Raw genomic sequence first — 19,779 nt, forward strand, 5'->3', positions numbered from 1 at the left:
GACGGGCCATGTACGTCGGTTTGTTCCGGCATAAAACACGCCGGGTATCGGGTGATCTTTTACCCTATTCGCCCAGCTTCCCATTCAATTCTTCGATCGTCACCCCTTCCGGATTGTACATACCGGCGCCCAGTGTGTACTTCGTTCCCGGCTTTTTATATATATAGGAAATCTTCTTCTTGGAGATGCCGGTGCCCGCCTCACGCCACATATATTCAATCCAACGTCCCTCGGGGTATTCGTCTCCAGCCTTGCACAGCTCCACCCCCACGGGCCATCCCTCATCGTCGAGGATATCCTCGATCGACTTTCCGACCACATCCGGGAAAATATTGGCGACGTTCACGCCCTCGGCGCAGTCATACACAAAGACGTAGGTGTTTTCCCACGCCCAGGGACCCTCCGGGTCCTTAAACTCGGCAAGCCCCTCTTCGCCGGTCTCCTCCAGATACGCCGCCGCCTCCCTCACCTTCAAAACCACCTCCTCGGGAGTCACGACGTCCTGCGCCGCGACGGTCATGGATAAGACCATCGCACATACAATCCCAACTAATACTATCATCGATTTTTTCATTGCTCACTGACCTCTCAAAAACAAAGAAAAAAAGACGCCGACGCTACCAGCGCGCCGCGCCACCGCATCCCCCCGGTGTCATGCTGAACATGGATCGGGAGATGTACTATGTATTAGTATATAGACACTTCTCAACCGCTGTCAATCTTTTTCACGCCCACGCACCGGAACCCTGTGGTGTGCAAGGCAAAAAAACATTGACCTCAGCTTTGTTTTCGCATAGGAATGAAGGGGAGCATCAGGGAGGTTATAATGACATCACCGAAACGAAAAATCATAGGCGTCTGCGGAAGCCCCCGAACGGGATCCAACAGCGGCGTCATGCTGGAGGCGATGCTTGAGGGCGCACGGGAGGCGGGCGTTGAGACGGAGCTGATACTCCTTTCCGATCTCGAGTTTTCCTCGTGCATCGGCTGTGAGGGGTGTCGAAGGGCGAAGACGTGCGTCGGCCTGGACGACGACATGACCCGACTCTACCCCTCCCTGATCGACGCCCGGGGCCTGGCGCTGGCCTCCCCCACCCACAACTACAACATCACCGCCCTGATGAAGACCTTCATCGATCGGCTCTACTGCTTTTACGACTTCACCGACGATCACCCCAGGGCGTACTCGAGCCGTCTTGCGGGCCGGGGCCGCGTCGCGGCGGCGGCCGCGGTCTGCGAGCAGACAGACTCATCGGACATGGGCTTTACCATCGAGGCCATGACCCGGCCGCTTTCGGCCCTGGGATACGAGATCGCGGGAGACGTCCGGGCCTACGGCGTGTTCGAGGCGGGTGGAATCAAAAAACAACCGGACGTACTGGAACAGTGCCGGGAGCTGGGACGAAGGACGGCACAGATGATTATCTCCGGGGGGTGATGCCTTTTAATCCCCGCATTCTACCCACACCCCCCTTTCAAAAAACCACTCCCCTACCCGTGAACATAATCCCCAATACGGCGAATCCGCGCCATTTCGTCATCCGACAGCGGCCCCAGCTTCAGCGCCCGGGCGCCCTCGTCCAGCTGGGCCATGCTCCCGGGCCCCGTCATGCAGAGGTCCACATCCGGATGCGAGAGCACGAAGCGGTAGCAGTCCGCCGCCGACATCGGCGCATCCCCGGGCGGCATCTTCTTCGGCTTGAGGAGACTGCCGTGGCGGGTGGCCGTGTAGATGGTGACGCCGGGGCGGTTGCTTTTGGGAAGATACGGGAATATCTCCTCCTCCGCACCCCGATGGGCGGCGTTGTAGCGCGTCATGAAGATGTCGATGGGAGAGTCACTCATCCGTGCGATCCGTCCGAAGAGTTTTCGGTTGTGGCCGGACATGGCGATGAACCGGACGCGGCCCGCGTCTTTCTCCCTCAAGGCTGAATCGACAAGTCGCTCCATTGGATATCGATTATGCCATCCCAGAAGGAGCACGTCGGCGAAATCGACGCCCAGATTCATGAGCCCCTTCTCCACCGAGCGCCCCGTCATCAGGCCGAAGTGGTCATAACTCTGCAGGACAATGATGATGTCATCCCGGTGTTTTTTCGCCAGAGTTCGAAGACCCTCTCCCATCCCCGACCTTCGGGGCGTGCTCCAGTAGAAGTAGTTGATTCCATATTCTTTATAGGCCTTTTCCACCCCTTTTCCGGAGATGCCGTACCCCCCGGCCAGGCCGAGCCTGCTCACCTGAAGGCCGGTCCTCCCCAGGGTGCGTCTTTCGGTAAAGTTCACGGGATGCCTCCTTTCGTGTTCGATTGAGGACTATCTCACGGAATATATGCAATTATCACATATAAAAAAGACAAGCGCATCTTTATTCTATTGCACATTTTCATTCTATAAAAAAACCGGGATTCGAGAACATTCTCGAATCCCGGTCCGATTTGATATGCTTTGCGGTTATATTTTAAAACTTATACCTGAGCTCGATCCTCCCGCCGTACTCCCAGGTGGAGACGTCCGTGCCCACGGAGCTGGGGCCCTCAAAGGTCAGACGAAAGGGTGTCCACCAAAAGTTGCCGAAGTAACCGCCGGTGGCGCTCCCATCGAGATTGTATTCCAGCCCGTCCAGGGGCACCACCATCATCCCCGCAAGATCGATCGTCAGCCGGTCCAGGGGCGTGATCGAAAGATCGAGGAGGAACGACAGGTTCTGGTATACATCCCTGTCGGAGTAGTCAAACGTCAGCTCGGGGACCGGCGCTATAGTGGGATCAAAATCCTGCCCCGGGATGCAGAATCGATCCAGCTCCATCCTCCCCAGGCCCACGTCGTACCGCACCCCGAGGGAGGCGGTGAGAATATCAGAAAACGTGCGGTCCAGGATGAATTCCACCGAGAAGATGTCCCTTGTTTCCCTCAACAGGTCGTCGTAGAGAACCTCCACCGGGACGCCCCAGCCGTAGCCAAAGATATCATCGTTGCTCATATAGCTTGCGTGACGATACTTCATGTGCTCGTAGGAGAAAATCGCCTCGGCATCGAACCCTCCCAGGGGGAACTCCACGCCCCCGCCCAAGAGCAGCCGCCACTCGCCGTAATCGTCCCTGAAGGTTGTGGGTACTCCCTCCAGGGATAACATCTGAGTCTTCGTCAGGTAAAGGAATCCCCGGGGATGTCCATCCATCCCCCAGGATATCGCCTCCCGGGAAAACTCGACGAAAAAGGGGATGGTCAGAGTATCGTTTATCTCATATGACCCATCGAGGGACAGCATGATGTCCCAGCCGAAGAGGTCGTTGGAATCCATGTTGTGATCATAATACGACGAACCGACTATACCTATTACATCGTACGTGACTTCGGCCATGACCGCCTTTTCCTTCACTTCCCCGACGGTCATGCCGCTCTCGATCGTGACATCGAACCGCAGCCGATCCAGAGGGGAGAGAGAGATCCCCAGCACCGGGGCGAATCGATGGCGCTCTGTCTTGAAGGTCTTATCGATCCACACGTCTTCCCATTCCAGTATTGGAAATCCCGGCCACCAATCATACCCGACGTCGGTCCGTGAGTAGTTGGTCTTCTCGATCCCGTATTCGTACCGAAATCCCATTCCCACCGAGAGGGTATCACTGAAATTCACGTCGTACAGCGCCGAGAGAGCCAGATCATGAGCATCCACGTCCCTCAGTATGGATGACGTGACCGATGAGGCCGGATTCGGCCAGCCGGGGAACGAGGGGTCATAGGTGGAAAGTGTCGAATTTCCATCCATTTTGACATCGCCGTAGCGATATTCCAGCAGAAACAGCGCGCTTGCGCGGTCCCCGGTCTTCAGCGCCGCACCGATGCTCGTCCCCATGGAATTGGTGCGCCAAATCTCCCGCCCGTCCGAGACGGAGTACCAGTCGGGAGGTGGGAGAAACCTATTGCTTTGGTAGAAATAGGAGTCGACGGCCGCCCGGGTGGTGCTGCCCATGTACCAGGTATCGAACAGGAAGATCGGGCCCCCGTCCACGTCGATGAGGGCGGGATTGTCACCTATAGCATCATTCCCCATGCTGCCGTCATGATAGGGCAGAAGCCGGGGCGTGTCGGTAAAATCGGTGTTGTTCATCAACAGGTAGTCCTGACCGTATGCCGGCACCATCCACAGGACGGCGATGACGGATACAACTGCCAGGATACAATATCGTCTCGATATCATGTAATTACCTCCCAAAACACATATTCATTTCATTATATACTTTGGTAACGTATACCATACTTCACACGGATTGGACACTGTTTTATTTAAACAATGAAATTTTTCTAAATCCGATCAATTCGACAAAACATATGAACACGATATGTCACCTATACCCGCTTCCCACCTATTCCTCGGGCGGTGTCAATTGTATTGACCGCAAGCGACTTGTAAGGGTATGATTGACACGTCGTCATCGAAATCCGCCCAGAGCGGGCGGTTGACACCGATTCATTTTCCTAATACAGGAGTACACCAATGGCGGAATTGACCATGGTGGACGTGGTGGCCGCGTCCTACGAGCTCTCTCCGGATGGACTTGAGCATCTCCCGGCGCCGACGAAGAAAAACACGGCGCTTCTCCTTGTCGACATCCAGGGTCTGGCGACCCCGGATTATCTGGCGAAAAAGGCCGTGGCCAAGGGCCTCCCCGAAGACCAGGTGACGGCCGCCCTGGCCGACTACCGGGAGCGTTTCGACGCGGCCCTGGCCAACTGCGCCCGGGTTTTATCCGCCGCCAGAAAAAACAACATTCTCCCCATCCACGTCAAGATCGAAACCCGCGCAATCGACGCCCGGGACGCCGGCCTGGGGCATAAACTCTTGGATTGGCGTGTCGTGCCGGGAAGCGACGGGGCGCGGTTCCTTGACGAGTGCGCCCCCAAGCCGGGGGAGATGGTCATCACAAAGACCGCCAGCTCCGCGTTCATCGGTACGGGACTTCATCAGACCCTTTCAAACATGGGAATACGGGTTTTGTATGTCGCCGGGTTCGTGGCCGATGAGTGTGTGGAGACGACGGTTCGGGTCGGCATCGATCTCGGGTATTTTACCAACCTGATCTCCGACGCCACCACCACATACTATGAAAAGAACCACCGGCATGTGGTGGACAAATTCACCGAATGGGGCATTACGATAACGGCCCAGCAGGTCTCGGAGATTTTTGAATCCCTCACATAACAGGGCTTTTGGACACATCGATACGACACACGCAGGCGGGGCGGTATCACTCCCTCATTTTCACCGCCACGACCCGCCCCTTCGCAGACAGCACATCATCCGCGTGAACGGTGCATGACACGACGCTCTTTCTGGGAGTCGTCTCTTCGATGCGGGCTGTAAGTAAAAGCTCCGCCCCGACCGGCGTGGGTGCGATGTAGTCCACCTCGAGCCTGGCGGTAAAGAACAGGATCACGGGATCCACCCCCAGGGTCTTCCCCTCAGCGTCGTGGGCCGCGGCTGCGGCGGTGCCGATAGAGTGACAATCGACCAGGCAGGCGATGAGCCCCCCGTATACCAGACCCGGATAGGCGAGGTGATCGTCACTCGGCCTGTAACGACAGACCCCCTCTGCGCCGTCCCAGTAGGTCTTTATGGCAAGCCCCGTCGGATTGTGCCGCCCACAGCCGTAACAGACGGCGATATCGTCGGGATAAAAATCCTGGATCGCTTTTTCACTCATGGCGTTTCATATCCTTTCCGCTGACGCTCCGTATCTGTGCTCCGATCAAAATGGTGTGCCTCCTCCTCTCATAGCATTCTCACGTGCGTGCGCGGGATGTCAAGGGAAAAACAAACGTGCAGGACTTTTCATCATCTCTGTAGATGTCGCATCATAAATTTTTGGGATTGACCTCTCCCCCTCATCGCAGTATAGTCATTCGATACTTCGAAAAAGTCACTCCCGTCGTGAGCGGGCTTCTTATTCGGCGGCGTGAAAAATACCAAAAACTCTCCCCCCCGGTGACGAAGGGGGACGCCGGGAAGACCGGGACCAGAAATCCAGGAGGAAACAACGTGATACTGATACTGTCAAAAGACATCACGAAGAAGCAGAAAAAACAGTTGATTGATACCCTGAAGACCGAAGACTGCATAATCCGTGAGATCGTCGGTGTGGAGGAGACGATTCTGGGACTGGTGGGGCAAATCAAGCGGGACATCAGATACTTCGAGACGCTTCCCGGCGTCTCCAAGGTGATTCCCATATCCAAGCCCTACAAGCTGGTCTCGACGGAGTTGCATCCGGAGCCGTCGGTCATCCATGTAGGAGACGTCGCCATCGGCGGAGACCGCCTTGTGGTCATCGCCGGTCCCTGCGCCGTCGAGAGCAGGGAGCGCACCCTGGAAATCGCCCGAGCGGTGAAGCGACACGGCGCCGTGCTCTTTCGCGGCGGCGCCTTCAAGCCGCGGACCTCTCCCTACTCCTTCCAGGGTCTTGAGGCCGAGGGGTTGAAGATACTGGCCGAGGTGCGGGAGGAGACCGGCATGGGGGTCGTATCCGAGATGACATCCCCCGGCCAGGCCGACCTGATGATGAAGTACGTCGACATGGTCCAGGTGGGCGCCCGGAACATGCAGAACTTCGAGCTTTTGAAATCCGTCGGCCGCATCGGCAAGCCCGTGCTCCTCAAGCGGGGGCTCTCGGCCACCATCGAGGAATGGCTCATGGCCGCCGAATACATCCTGAGTGAGGGAAACGACAACGTGATCCTGTGCGAGCGGGGCATCCGCACCTACGAGACCTATACCAGAAACACCCTGGACCTGTCGGCGATCCCGGTTACCAAAAAGCTCACCCACCTGCCGGTCATCGTCGATCCGAGCCACGCCACCGGCCTCCGGGAAAAGGTCAGCCCCATGGCCCGGGCCGCCATCGCCACCGGGGCCGACGGCCTGATTGTCGAGGTACACACAAATCCGGAGGAGGCCCTCTCCGACGGCCCCCAGAGCCTCTACCCCCAGCAGTTCGAACAGCTCATGCGGGACCTCGCGGTCATCGCGCCGGTGGTGGGAAAACAGGTGGATCTGGATTACCTGGAAAAAACCCGGTCTCTTGCCGCATTGAGGAAGAAACCGGGGGAGACAGCCGAGATCGTCTATCGCGGCGACCCAGGCACGGCGAGCTATAAGGCCTGCTCTCATTTCTTCGGCGAGGGGTCGTTTCGGGGCATCGAGACGTTTCGGGAGGTATTCGAGGCGGTGAAAAGAAAAGACGCCTCAATGGGGGTGATCCCCCTGGAAAACTCCCTGACCGGCAGCATTCATGAAAACTACGATCTGCTTTTGGAATACGATCTCTCCATCGTAGGGGAGCTGACACTCAGGATAATCCACAGTCTCATCGGCCTGCCGGGAGCAAAGACGGAAGACATACGGCGGGTCTACTCCCATCCCCAGGTCTTCGAGCGATGCAAGGAATTTTTGGACGACCACCCGGACTGGGAGCTGGTGGCCGCCAAGGACGTACTCAGGGGCATCGAGCGGGTCAAAAACAATAATAATCCAAAGGAAGCGGTCATCGGCAGCAGTGAGGCTGCGGACATTTCCAACCTCGTCATCCTCAAGGAGGGGATCGAAACCAGCCCGCAGAATTTCACCCGTTTTGTGGTCATTTCCGACACGGAGAAGTGGGAGGGCGAACGGGACAAATCCTCGCTGATTTTCGCGGTGGCGGACAAGCCGGGCGCCCTCTTCCAGTCGCTCCGGGTATTCGCAGACCAAGGAATCAACATGGTCAAGCTGGAATCCCGGGCCATTCCCCACAAGCCCTGGAGATATCTCTTTTATGTGGATATCGAGCTGGACGTGACGGACAAAAAAAACAAATCGGTCATCACCCTGCTTGAGAAAAACACCGATTTTCTGAAGGTGCTGGGGAGCTATCGAAAGGGCACCATCCTGTAACGGCTCCCTTCCGTACGGGAACACGGACAGTCGGAATATACCATCTTTTACGCAAACCGGGGAGCCGATAATCGATCGGCTCCCCGGTTTCATTACAATAAGATTTTGCTTTCACCATTCAACCCGGAGAACAGGCTTCGTCATTTTTCGATTTATCCGATGAACGATGTATCGGACACATCATGACAGGAATTTCCTTGCGTGAAGCATCCCCCGCCGGTAGGCGAAACTGTTTCGTCGCCTCTTCACACACCTATTCCTTATGCCTGTCGGCGGTGATATCGCTCCTGATCTCGATGACGCCGTCGACCTTTCCCGCATCGTCGATGACCGGGACGGCCTTGACGCGCCACTTCCGCCCGTCACTCGATTCGATTTCCCCGACACACTCCTTTTTGCCGGAAAGGGCGGCTGTGACCGGACAGGCGTCCCGGACGGCCTTGCGCTCCTTGAACAGCTTGTGACACTCTTTCCCGATCATCTTCCCTTCGGGAACACCGGTCAGCTCCGCGGCCGCCCTGTTCGCCCACTGTATCCGCAAATCGGTATCGAAATAAACGATGCTCTCCGAAACATTGTCGAGTATCACTCGAAGCTCGCCCGTGGTTGCGGCCAGCTCCCGCTCGATCCGGTCCCGTTCCTTGGTCTCTTTTTTCAGAAGTCTGTCTTGACGTTTCAGCTCCTTGGTCCGCCGTACCACCTCTGCTTCCAGCTCGTCATGGGCGCGCTGGAGGAGTTCCTGGGCAATCCGCTTTTCGGTAATATCCTCGATACAGACCATCACCAGATTCCTGGGCAAAAACGAGCAACTGACCGAGAAGAACCGTGTCTTTCCCGTATTTTTGTCCGTATACTCAAGCTCGCTCTTTTTATTCTCCCGATCCCGGGCGCATTGATGCATCAGGTGGATGATCTCGTTTTTTTCCTTGAATAACAACAGGGCGCTCGTCCCGATATCGGCGCCGTCTGTTTCTCCAATAATTTTATCCGCGGCGTGATTGAAATTAATCAGGGTGAAATCTTCCGGGTCGATCCGAAATGTGAAGGTGGGTACGGGAATTCCTGCATACTGGGCGCGGAGCCGCTCTTCGGAGAGCATTAATCCCTCCTGCATGCGCGTCCGCTCCAGGGCATAGGCAATGGACCTGATGAGGATGTCCGGCGTGATGTCTTTCTTGAACAGGTAATCCTGAGCGCCCTGTTTGAGCGCCTGTATCGCTACGTTCTCGTACTCCCAGGATGAGAGAACGATAACGGGCGCGCCGGGTGCACTGTTTTGAAGGATTTCAATGGTATGTGCATCCGAACCAGTATCCGGGATGATATCGGTGAGGATGATATCGGGTATGATCGAAGAAACAATATCCAGGGCTTCGGCGATATTCCGCACGTGAATCACCTCTATCTGCTCACCCCGCCGTTCATGTATCATCGTACGGATGAGCCGGGCGAATTCAACATCGTCCTCCACCAGGAGTACTATTTCTCTAAACGGTAACATGTGAACCACGCCAACCGGAAATGAGAAAAGAGAGGGTAACGGTCATCTCCGCTCGAAAACAAGAGGACATCTCGCATCCACTTGATATATATATTATATGTATCGCGAACGCAATGACGCACCGTGAAACGATCACATCACATGCGAAATCGATCCTGCAAAACAACAATCGCCCGATCGACGACCACAGGGAGCAGTAACCCCATATGGCGGTAGGATATGTTTCAATATCGCGGAAAATATTCTATCGTCGACTTGTATCAATCTTGTTCGAATCTCACTTTTCGAATTGAAACAGGGGCCGGCAGGCGTCACCCGCCGAATAGGCGTCCCCGGGAAACACGCGGGCGCCGATGGTCTCCCCCATCCTCACCCTTTTCCCAATAATATCCATGTTTACGACGGCGGGGTCCACGTCCACCAGGTTCCCCATGATCCACGGCCCTTCATCCAACTCCACCATCACGACGGTATAGGGGGCCTCGCTCTCTCTGCCGAGGGGAGCCACGAAGTTGACGGTAAATGTCTGAATGACGCCCCGACCACTCAGCTCCTTTACTTCAAGGTCGCCGGCACCGCAGGCCGGGCAGATCATCACCGGCGGCGTGATGACCGCACTGCACTTTGTGCATGTCAATCCCAAAAGCCGGTTTTTTTTGAGTGCTCTGTTATATTCGTCGAATGTCAGCGTATATTCCATGTTACCAGCCCCTCTTGAAAATCATGTTCACAAGCGTCCCCCCGTCTCCCCCCAGGGTGTCGGTCATGCCGATCTTAGCCCCCGGCACCTGCCGCTCGGATTCCACCTCTTCCCGGAGCTGCCGAACGATTTCGTACACCTGGGCGGCGCCCGTGGCGCCGATGGGGTGGCCCTTGGACTTGAGCCCGCCCGACGGATTGATGGCGATCTTCCCGCCGATATCCGCCTCGCCCTTCATCCATGCGTCCCCGGAGGTGCCGTAATCGAAAAATCCGAGGCTTTCGGAGGCGATGAGACTTGCGATGGAAAAACAATCGTGCAGCTCGCAGACGTCAACGTCCTCCGGACCGATACCCGCCATCTCGTATGCCCGCTTTGAGGAGAGCTCCCGGGAATAGATGCGCGGCAGGGTATCCTTCTGGCCGGCCAGGGGGCCGGCGGAGGCCTGACCCGCACCGATGACGTAAACCGGCTTGTCGGTGAGTTTTTCGGCTGCCTTCTCAGAAGCCAGCACTATCGCCGCCGCGCCGTCGGAAAAAGGGCAGCAGTCATGCAGCTGAAGCGGCGTGGCTACCGTGAACGAGGAGAGTACGTCCTCCACGGTAACCTCCTTTTGCATCTGGGCCTTCGGGTTGTGCATCCCGTGGCGGTATGACTGGACGGATACCGTCGCCATTTGTTCCTTGAGCAGTTTCAGCGGCACATCGTATCGCTTCGCATAAAGATGCGCCAGCATTGCGAATACACCGGGGAAGGTGACGCCCGACGGGAATTCGTAACGGCTGTCGCTGAACATGGCGAAGGTCCTGGTGGCAAGCGGCGTTCCCATTGTGGCTGCGCGCTCCACACCGCCGGCCAGGACAAAATCATACTGGCCCGACGCCACCCACATAAAGGCGTCCCGCACGGCCATGGACGCCGACGCACAGGCGCCGTCGTACTTATTTGCGGGAATCCCAGGGCATCCGATGTTTTGGGCGATGAACGCCTGAATCATCCCCTGGCCTTCGCAGAAATCTCCCAGGGCGTTGCCCAGAAAGAGCGCCTGTATATCCGCAGGTGTAATGCGGGACGCGGCGATGGCCTCGGACGACGCCTCGGCAAACAGCTCCACGCCGGTTTTTTGTTGGGGACCGGTGAATTTCGTCTGCGCCACACCAAGCACGATGACATTTCTCATATTAAATATTACCGTTGGTTTTAGAGATATAACAAGAAAAAAACAGGACACGGGCCGTGGACCCCCGCCCGAAGTCACACAAATGTTTCTACATCCTAACATTGACACGGGGAAAAAACAAACAGAAATCAGCAATCACGGGCGATATGTCAAAATCGAGACATCTATTGAGCAGGGAGTTCCAGCGGGTACGGGGTATTTTCGTGTTCCCCGATTATATACCATACGCAGGCGATACGAGATATTAAAATGACACGTCGCGTCCGGGCAATCCGTGCGTCGTGAAACCGAGACATTCATCGGCGTGTGTTGTTGATCCACCGCTGAGCACACCCGACAATCACAGGGTTTTATACGGTGAGGATCGCATCAGCGAAAAAAGACGCGCCGCCGAATGTATCCGACTCCCCTCTCAGGGGGCTTTCTGGAAAGAAGCCCCGGGGTGTATCCGTCTGTCGTTCAATCGAAAACGACACGGCACCGGCGGCATACACCCGCGAAGGCTCTCGATACACCAGTTGCGTGCGGATGAGTCACTACTGAATATCCAGGATCGTCATCACGCCGAAGTGATCGGACGGGTGCTGACCGTCGACCGGCTCATCCAACACGATCCGGCTTTCCAGCACATTTTCCGCGGTCAGGCTTCCCCCGACGAATATCAGGTCTATCCGGTATTGGGCGAAATAGTCGATCTGATCGCCCACGCTCATGGTATCCTTTATCGGGACATAGTAATCGATGATGTTCAGATTCCTCTCCGGATCCCACGTATAGCCCGAATCGTCCGGGTTCACCAGGCTGTAGGTGTCTATGAACCCGGCATCGATGATCTGCTGGATCTCAGGAGAGACCACCTCGGCGTTGAAATCGCCCATCAGGATGATCGGCGCCCCCTCGGGCACAATCTCATCGATGAACGCGAGAATCCCCCGCACCTCTTCGGCCCGACGCTCGGCCTCGATCTTGATTTCCTCGACCTCAAAGAGGTACTCCTCTTCGGTCATAAGGCCCGTTTGGTACATCTCCTCGAGCTTCTCATAGACCCAGGGCTGGTTGGCGGCACTGGCGTGGATATGGGCGTTGAAGATATAGACATCCCGTCCCCCGACTTCCACGATGCCGCATATCACCTGGCGGGATTCTTTCGTGTGTACGGTGACACAATTGCCGGTGATACCGCCTCCGGACAGCTTCCCCTTGCCGCCGTCTTTCAGACTCAGCCCCTCCCGGGCAAAGATGACGTCCCCTTCCCGGTAATTGACCGGTATCCCGAAATTGCCGATACGTATCCCGCCCATCGCCACATGATGCACATACTCCATCCCCAGTCCCTTTGCGATGAACTTGGCGTTTCTCGGAAGCTTCGTGTTTTCGTTCGTGGTCAGGATATCCGGGGCCAGATCCCGAAGCTGATCGAGCTGTTTGTCGTATCGCACGCTCCGCACGTCGTCGCTTTCGTATTCACCGAATTTGAATACCCCCTCGTAATCCAGGCCGGACCAGATGTTCAGGGTGACAACCTTCAACTCCTCTGCGGATGCGAACGGAATAGTGAACCCCGACACCAACAGCAACACCACAGCGGCGGTTACAATCCGTTTCATAGACACTCTCCTGATTAAAAAATTTACACATTTTATACATTTCTCGTCCCGATTGTCAATCAAAGACGCACACCATTGCGTATCCCGACCTCTACTTTTCACATCCTTTGATTTGAGTCGTTCGGCGCCGTGCCGTCCGTGCCGATCGGATCTTTTCACAGAAAAAATCGGGTGTTGAAAACGTGGCGGGTATTCTGTACACTAATATATATAGTGAATGGATACGGTATCCACCGATCCCTTTAAAGGGGGTATACGTATGAAGCGAATCACTCACAAGTGCGGCGTGTTCGCCTCCCTTGTCGCCCTGGGCGTCACCCTTGTCATCGCGTCGCCCGCCCGGGCGGTCACCACGGTCTCCATCGATCAGCCGGGATCGTTTACCGTCAGCGCGGGCATCGACGGAAGCTGTATGCCCGCCCCCCTTGTCTTCACCATAGGAGAGGGGCTGACGGCGAAGGATTTCAAGGTGTCCTCCATCGACTCCGGATACAACTGCGTCACCGGGGCGCCGTCGGACCTCATGGGATTCGAGATCGAGTCGAACGGTCAGGACATCCACAGCGAGACCATATACAGCAACCGTCCCCCGGATGTCTATTACCAGCCGCTGTCGAAGCTGATCCTGCAGCCCGGCGCCTATACCCTGTACGCATACGGGGGTCGGAGCGCGTACGTGGTGCTGGAGATGACCGTTGAAAGCATCGCCTCCACACCCACCCCGACACCCCCCGGAGGAACCACTCCGTCAGTGCCGTCGACCCCCGGCGGAACCACAACACCCTCGCCGACATCCCCCGGTGGAAACAGCGGCCCTGTGGCGACGACCTTTGGCGGGGGCTGGAACACCGACTGGTGGGGCAGGCTGAACCTCACCGTCAGCGGAAACTCAGTCTCCGGGACCTACGAGGAAAGCGCCGGCCGGGTGACCGGCACCCTCTCCGCCGACGGCAAAACCATCGACGGGTGGTGGTCGGAAGCCCCGGATTATGATCCTCCGGGGAGCGCCGGCAAGTTCGTGCTGACCCTCTCGGCGAACGCCCAGAGCTTCACCGGCTGGTGGTGCTTCGGGAACTCCACAGAGAGCTCTTTTACCATTACCGGCTCCCGGATCGAGTAGCCCCCCGGCCGGCCGCACGGGCCGCCGGCCCGCACACAGCCCCCTCCCTTCGGTATGGAGGGGGAGAGGTGATGCATATCCCCCGCCCCGGGTGAAGAGGAGTGAGAGGGTATCCCGTCCCGACGTGACGGGTTATATACATCTTTATTCTAATTGTAAAGGGTGGCGATTATGCAATCGAGACGAATCGGCGGGAATTATCTTTTAACACTTACGATACTGCTTTTTTTCACGGCATGGGGATGGGTGGCCGCAGCCGGGGAACCCTCCCCCCTCCCCGAAGGATGGACACACTACTCCTCCCCCGAGGCGGGATTCAGTTTCGCCTGTCCGGGGTCGTGGACCCTTGCGGAGAGCCGCACCGGCGAGCCGGCCGCGGGCTTTTTGATCCGGGGAAACGGCCTCGCAATATACACCAACTTCCTGGGCGGGTTCGAGCAATACATCGAGGTTGAGAGCCGTAGTGTCTCCCTGGCCGGGGGTGAGGAGGTGATCCTGAGCATCAACCGGGAGGAGGCGATGCTTCCCGGAGACATGATAGAAGATCCGAACCGCCGCCTGATCCTGGTCTCCCTCCCGGATATCGGCCCCTCGGGGCTCTTGGTTTACTCCTATGACGTCACCGTCGAGCCCAACGCGCCGGACACCATCGAGACCCTCCTTTCCACGTTCACCATTCTTGATTCATCCCCCGGCGCGGGGGACATCCCCGCATCATGGCGGACTTACACAAGCAGTGACTCATCCCTCACCTTTCGGTATCCGCCGGATTGGGAGATCATCTCTGATTTCGTATACGAGACCGCCGGGGGGGCGGCGGCCGATGTCCCCTCCATCGAGCTGGGAAAAATCGGGAATGAAAACTCCAACGACTGGATCAGGATCAACCCGAGGCAGTTTCAGACCGAATACGGCACCTGCCTGGAGGCGGGGAAGCACACCGTGTGCACATACAGCTCCGATCCGGCGGTCGTCTCCATCATGGAGTTGATCGTATCGAGCTTCTCTATTGCGGACTGATCACCGGAGACATCCGTACAAAAACAAATCCGCCGGAGAGAGCGGCCCTTCCCCCGAGGGGAGGTGACGCCGCATCTCCGGCGATGTGCTTCTTCAACTATGTACGCCTCAGACCGGGTGCGCTCTCCCACCCCCCGTCGCCTCCTAACGCGCGCTCTCGATTTTCCGCTTGATCTCCTCGAACCGCTCGGCGGTCAGCTCATACTTCGAAAACGGGATGAAGCTGATGAGCACCACCAGGGCCGGCACCAGGCAGAACATGATCCTGATGCCGGTCTCCACGCTGTCGGGCTGCGCGCCCTCCAGAGTGAAGCCGGAGAGCTTCAGGGCGAAGCCCACGATGGCCGGGCTGACGGAGTAGGCGATCTTCTGGCCCGCAGACCACATCCCAGAGAACACCCCCTCCCGGCGCAGGCCCGACTGCATCTCGTCGTACTCGACTGTGTCCGGCAGCATCGAGAACGGAAAGAGCTGGAAGCTCGAAAAGCCGATGCCCGCGACGAAGATCTGGGCGTAGAAGAGCTTCAACTGGGATGCGTCGGTGAAAAAGAGCGAGGCCATGCTGACGATGAATATCACCAGGCCGACCACATACGCCTTGATCTTGCCGAGGCGTTTTCCCACCTGCACCCAGACCGGGATGAAGATGATGGCCGTGACCAGGAACACCGGGAACGCCGTGGTCATGGCGGTTTCGGGAAGGGCCATGGCGTAGATGACGTAATAGATGAATCCCGCCATGAGGATGCCGATGGCCAGGGCCTGGAAGAAATAGCTCGATATCAGCATCAAAAAGGGGAAGTTCTTAAACGCGATGACGATCTGCTCTTTTATGGGCGGCGTCTTTTCCACCGCCGGGATGGACGCGGCCTTCCTGGTGCCGAAAAAGCAGATGAGGCACGTGGCGACGATGACAACGCCGAAAATGATTCCCATGAAGCGATAGCCCGCCTCACCGCCGCCCCCCATCTCCACCAGCGGCATCGCCAGCCCCCCGGCCAGGAGCGCCCCGACGGACGCGAATATCATCCGAAACGACACAAGCGACATCCGCTCGTTGTAGTCGTCGGTCATCTCCGGCACCATGCTTGAATAGGGCACATTGATGACCGTAAAGGCGGTGCACCCCAGGACAAAGAGGATCGACACATGCACCGCCCGCATGATTTCCGATGTGTAATGGGGCGCCATGAACAGGGCAAAGAAGGTCAGGCCGAAGGGCACGGCGCCGTAGAGCAGATAGGGGCGCCGTCTCCCCATGGATGATTTCGTCTTATCCGAGATGACGCCCATCATCGGGTCGGACACCACATCCCACAACTTCGGGAAAAAGAGGGCCATCCCGGCCACCGCCGGGTCCACGTTCAGGACGTTGGTGAGAAAATAGAGCAGGTACATGCCGGTGGTGACGATGAAAAAATTACTGGCGATATCGCCCACACCGTAGCCGAGCTTGATCCCGAAGGGGAGCCTCTGTCCTCCGACGGTATCCGTCCGGTCGCCGGGATTCGTGATAGTGTTTTCGGTCATATCCAGGTCCTCCATCGGCCGGTCCTCTCCGGCATATACGTGTGAGAAAACAAAACATCCCCTCCACCGCCTGCCCGAACCGAACGTCCCGCCGCCTTCATTTTCGAAATTCACCTGATGGATGCGTCACCTGAAGGAAGGATACGATATCCCCCTTACGGCGGGATGTTTCTGCCTTTTTACGTCTTTTATGGTCGGCGTGTCAAGAATTCTTTATAAAATACATCATTTTTTGTCTGATGTTTCACGGACGATTTTCTCCATATTCTCTATCCCATTTCCTGTTTCGGGCAGGGATTGAAACACAGATCCGTACCCGCATTCCCTGTGCGTTCCAAACATGGACATCGATGGGGCGGCACTGCACACGAAAAGGTCCCTCATTTATCGACATCGATACGGGATTGTCCATCGCCGAAACCCGGCAATGTATCTGATGTGTCTTCACGGCGGGTGGAGGTATTAAACAAAAAAAAGACCCTCCGTCGGAGGGTCTTTTTATATACATTCCCATGTCCGGTCGGCCTGGGATTGAAGCCGATCCGCCGTCTCGAGGTTATCTCGAGCTATTGCCGCTGTTCCCCATGCTGCTGTTGTTGCTTCCACTGTCTGCTCCCGGTCCGCCCTTTGATTCGTCATCGCCGTCGTTGCCGTCCTTGTCGCTGTTGGGGCCGCCGTTTCCCTGTCCCGGATTGTCGCCGTCAATACCGTCTTCGTTGTTGCCGTGACCCTTGTTGTCGTTCCCATTATCGTTGTCGCTGTCGTTGCCGCCGCTGCTGTTGCTGCCGTTGTTACCGTTATTGTTTCCGCTGTCGGCTCCCGGTCCGCCCTTCGATTCGTCATCGCCGTCGTTGCCGTCCTTGTCGCTGTTGGGACCGCCGCTGCCCTGTCCCGGATTGTCGCCGTCAATACCGTCGCTGTTGTTCCCATGACCCTTGTTGTCGTTCCCATTATCGTTGTCATTCCCATTATCGTTGTCGCTACCATTGTTGCCGTTGTTGCCGCCGTTATTGCCGTTGTCGTTGCCGCTGTCGGCTCCCGGTCCGCCCTTCGATTCGTCGTCTCCGTCGTTACCGTCCTTGTCGCTGTTGGGGCCGCCGCTTCCCTGTCCGGGATTGTCGCCGTCAACACCGTCTTCGTTATTGCCGTGACCCTTATTGTCATTATTGTCATTATTGTCATTGTTGTTATTGTCGTCGTTGTTGTCGTTATCGTTGTCGTTATTGTTGTCGTTGTCGTTATCGTTGTCGTTGTTGTTATCGTTGTTGTCGTCGTTATCGTTGTTGTCGTTGTTATCGTTGTTGTCGTCGTTATCGTTGTTGTCGTCGTTGTCGTTGTTGTCGTTGTTGTCGTCGTTATCGTTGTTGTCGTCGTTATCGTTGTTGTCGTTCTGATCGTTATCATCACTGTTCCCGGCCGATCTATTTGAGCTGTTTGAATTATTTAATGATAAACCGCTGTTTGGATCGACGCCGAACGATCTCGGCGACCCGTCATCGGGAGAGCCGTCATCCAGCAGATCGCTGATGGATATGACATCCGACGTCACGAACGCCAGCACCACCGTATCCACGTCCAGTTCCATACACTCCTCGGCGAAATCATCTTTCGCATATCGCTCGACCATTCCGTCGGCCCTTACCACCGCCAGGTCGAACATCCGCTGTGCATCTTCGCTGTGCATGACGGACGTAAATCTATAATCTTCATACGCCTCCATGCTTTCTGCGGATATGATATTCTCATCAAACAGTATGCTCGCCGGGTCGTACTCGAGCAGACAGTAATCCTCGGTTGGAATCACACCCCGCAGGGGAACGAGCCTGTCGTCCGCGTCATTGCTCATCCGGGCGATGTCGCGGATCGCATCGTCGTCCAGGACCTCGGAGTACCCGAGCGCATCAAGATTCACCGCGCTGATGGGTGACCCATGATCATGCGCATACACCGGCAGCACCAGTATCAATGAAAAGGCCGCCATTAAAACCATCGTCTGTATTTTTTGAGCGTTCATTGTGTTCACCTCTTGTTTCAATCTTAATCATGATTACAATATACTCCCCGCCGGACATTTCATCCATTCTCCATTTGTATGATTATTCTTCCACGGATGTAGTATTTGGGATAAAAACGGCGAAATGCGACGGGAACCGCCGGGATTTTGGGTGAACCAACGCATTGCGGTGTGGCCCCCCACCCGCGGCACGGGCCGAACGACGGTGTATGCCGGGCACGTACGAGGTGCGCGGAGAGAGGATCGCGCCCGTCTTCCTCCCGGTTTTCTCGGGACATCAATCGCCCGGGATGGTACAATGTGTTTTTTATGTGACGGGATCGGGGCGGGCGCGCCGCATCGGCGCCGGATGTGGAAATCGACTCTCTTTGTATCGATACACCTCGGGGTGCGGTGGTATCGGCGGTATCACATGGGATGGGCGCATCGGGGTCGAAAGGCGGAACATGGATCTGATCAGTATTTTTTTTGTGGCGGTGGCCCTGGCAATGGACGCGTTTGCGGTGTCGCTGGCCACGAGCCTCGCCCTCAACCCGGTGACGGGGGGGCAGGTGTTTCGGTTTTCCTTTCACTTCGGCCTGTTCCAGGCGATGATGCCGGTGATCGGCTGGATGGCGGGGACGGCGGTGTATGAATATATATCCGCCGTCGATCACTGGATCGCCTTCGGCCTTCTGGCGTTTGTGGGGGGCAAGATGATTTACGAGGCCCTCTCGCCCGAGAAATCAGAGCGCACCGCGTCCGACCCCACCCGGGGGTGGGACCTGATCGTCTTATCCGTGGCGACGAGCATCGACGCCCTGGCCGTGGGGCTCTCCATCAGCATGCTGGGGGGGACGATCCTGCTGCCGGCGGTGATCATCGGCCTGGTGGCGGCGGCGCTGACCGTGGTGGGGATGATGCTGGGGGGGAAGATCGGCGGTATGTGGGGAAAAAAGGTGGAGGTGATCGGGGGGCTGGTCCTCATCACCATCGGGATACGCATCGTGGTGGAGCACCTGTTTTTTGCGTGAGTCACAATAGGTATATCCGAGGGTTTTCTCGGACAGTATAAAAAGGGTTTTAGTAAAGGGGGAACAGTAAAAATATATATTTGCCCTAGTCACTAAAAGTGTTGACAGGTGACGAGTAAATAGAAGACGAGTCACGGTCTTCCTGTTAAGATGGATTAGCCAAA

At 56.7% G+C, this 19,779-nt stretch carries 16 protein-coding genes; 6 read left to right on the top strand and 10 right to left on the bottom strand.

The window, feature by feature from the left end:
* Positions 1-64: 64 nt before the first annotated feature.
* A complete protein-coding gene (locus JW885_01015) occupies positions 65-562 on the bottom strand; it encodes a cache domain-containing protein (protein ID MBN1880725.1) in 498 nt (165 codons plus the stop codon).
* Between the two features lie 264 nt (positions 563-826).
* Here JW885_01015 and JW885_01020 point away from each other — a divergent pair, with 264 nt between their 5' ends.
* On the top strand, positions 827-1,438 hold the full coding sequence (locus JW885_01020) for a flavodoxin family protein (protein MBN1880726.1): 612 nt from the start codon (positions 827-829) through the stop codon (positions 1,436-1,438).
* A 53-nt stretch (positions 1,439-1,491) separates the two neighbouring features.
* On the opposite strand, the gene JW885_01025 is transcribed toward JW885_01020, so the two are convergent.
* Together JW885_01025 and JW885_01030 are read right to left on the bottom strand one after the other, a co-directional pair.
* The gene (locus JW885_01025; protein MBN1880727.1) at positions 1,492-2,283 is read right to left on the bottom strand and encodes an aldo/keto reductase; all 792 of its coding nucleotides are present in this window, start codon (positions 2,281-2,283) and stop codon (positions 1,492-1,494) included.
* A gap of 175 nt (positions 2,284-2,458) precedes the next feature.
* A complete protein-coding gene (locus JW885_01030) occupies positions 2,459-4,201 on the bottom strand; it encodes a hypothetical protein (protein ID MBN1880728.1) in 1,743 nt (580 codons plus the stop codon).
* Positions 4,202-4,498: 297 nt separating this feature from the next.
* On the opposite strand from JW885_01030, the gene JW885_01035 reads away from it, so the two are divergent.
* Complete coding sequence (locus tag JW885_01035) at positions 4,499-5,203, top strand: cysteine hydrolase (GenBank protein ID MBN1880729.1); 705 nt, start codon at positions 4,499-4,501, stop codon at positions 5,201-5,203.
* A 46-nt stretch (positions 5,204-5,249) separates the two neighbouring features.
* On the opposite strand, the gene JW885_01040 is transcribed toward JW885_01035, so the two are convergent.
* Positions 5,250-5,705 (bottom strand): PaaI family thioesterase, encoded by a 456-nt coding sequence (locus JW885_01040; protein MBN1880730.1) that lies wholly within the window; start codon positions 5,703-5,705, stop codon positions 5,250-5,252.
* Between the two features lie 335 nt (positions 5,706-6,040).
* Here JW885_01040 and aroF point away from each other — a divergent pair, with 335 nt between their 5' ends.
* Positions 6,041-7,930, top strand: a complete 1,890-nt coding sequence (gene aroF / locus JW885_01045; protein MBN1880731.1) for a 3-deoxy-7-phosphoheptulonate synthase — start codon at positions 6,041-6,043, stop codon at positions 7,928-7,930.
* A 253-nt stretch (positions 7,931-8,183) separates the two neighbouring features.
* Here the strand turns inward: aroF and JW885_01050 are convergent, their stop codons facing one another.
* The 4 genes from JW885_01050 to JW885_01065 form a co-directional block, all read right to left on the bottom strand.
* Positions 8,184-9,431 carry a PAS domain-containing protein gene (locus tag JW885_01050; protein ID MBN1880732.1) on the bottom strand — a complete coding sequence of 416 codons (1,248 nt, stop codon included), beginning with the start codon at positions 9,429-9,431 and terminating at the stop codon, positions 8,184-8,186.
* Positions 9,432-9,708: 277 nt separating this feature from the next.
* The gene (locus JW885_01055; protein MBN1880733.1) at positions 9,709-10,131 is read right to left on the bottom strand and encodes a Zn-ribbon domain-containing OB-fold protein; all 423 of its coding nucleotides are present in this window, start codon (positions 10,129-10,131) and stop codon (positions 9,709-9,711) included.
* 1 nt (position 10,132) lies between these two features.
* A complete protein-coding gene (locus JW885_01060) occupies positions 10,133-11,311 on the bottom strand; it encodes a propanoyl-CoA acyltransferase (GenBank protein ID MBN1880734.1) in 1,179 nt (392 codons plus the stop codon).
* A 536-nt stretch (positions 11,312-11,847) separates the two neighbouring features.
* Positions 11,848-12,918 carry a hypothetical protein gene (locus JW885_01065; protein MBN1880735.1) on the bottom strand — a complete coding sequence of 357 codons (1,071 nt, stop codon included), beginning with the start codon at positions 12,916-12,918 and terminating at the stop codon, positions 11,848-11,850.
* A gap of 259 nt (positions 12,919-13,177) precedes the next feature.
* On the opposite strand from JW885_01065, the gene JW885_01070 reads away from it, so the two are divergent.
* Positions 13,178-14,038 (top strand): hypothetical protein, encoded by an 861-nt coding sequence (locus JW885_01070; GenBank protein ID MBN1880736.1) that lies wholly within the window; start codon positions 13,178-13,180, stop codon positions 14,036-14,038.
* A 171-nt stretch (positions 14,039-14,209) separates the two neighbouring features.
* A complete protein-coding gene (locus JW885_01075) occupies positions 14,210-15,058 on the top strand; it encodes a hypothetical protein (protein ID MBN1880737.1) in 849 nt (282 codons plus the stop codon).
* 144 nt (positions 15,059-15,202) lie between these two features.
* Here the strand turns inward: JW885_01075 and JW885_01080 are convergent, their stop codons facing one another.
* Positions 15,203-16,588, bottom strand: coding sequence for an MFS transporter (locus tag JW885_01080; GenBank protein MBN1880738.1), 1,386 nt, complete (start codon positions 16,586-16,588; stop codon positions 15,203-15,205).
* Positions 16,589-17,144: 556 nt separating this feature from the next.
* Complete coding sequence (locus tag JW885_01085; protein MBN1880739.1) at positions 17,145-18,602, bottom strand: hypothetical protein; 1,458 nt, start codon at positions 18,600-18,602, stop codon at positions 17,145-17,147.
* A 446-nt stretch (positions 18,603-19,048) separates the two neighbouring features.
* Between JW885_01085 and JW885_01090 the strand changes: the two genes are divergently transcribed.
* The gene (locus JW885_01090) at positions 19,049-19,615 is read left to right on the top strand and encodes a manganese efflux pump (protein MBN1880740.1); all 567 of its coding nucleotides are present in this window, start codon (positions 19,049-19,051) and stop codon (positions 19,613-19,615) included.
* The last annotated feature ends 164 nt before the right edge of the window (positions 19,616-19,779 follow it).

Source organism: Candidatus Zymogenaceae bacterium, from assembly GCA_016931225.1.
Classification (GTDB): Bacteria; Desulfobacterota; Zymogenia; order Zymogenales; family Zymogenaceae; genus JAFGFE01.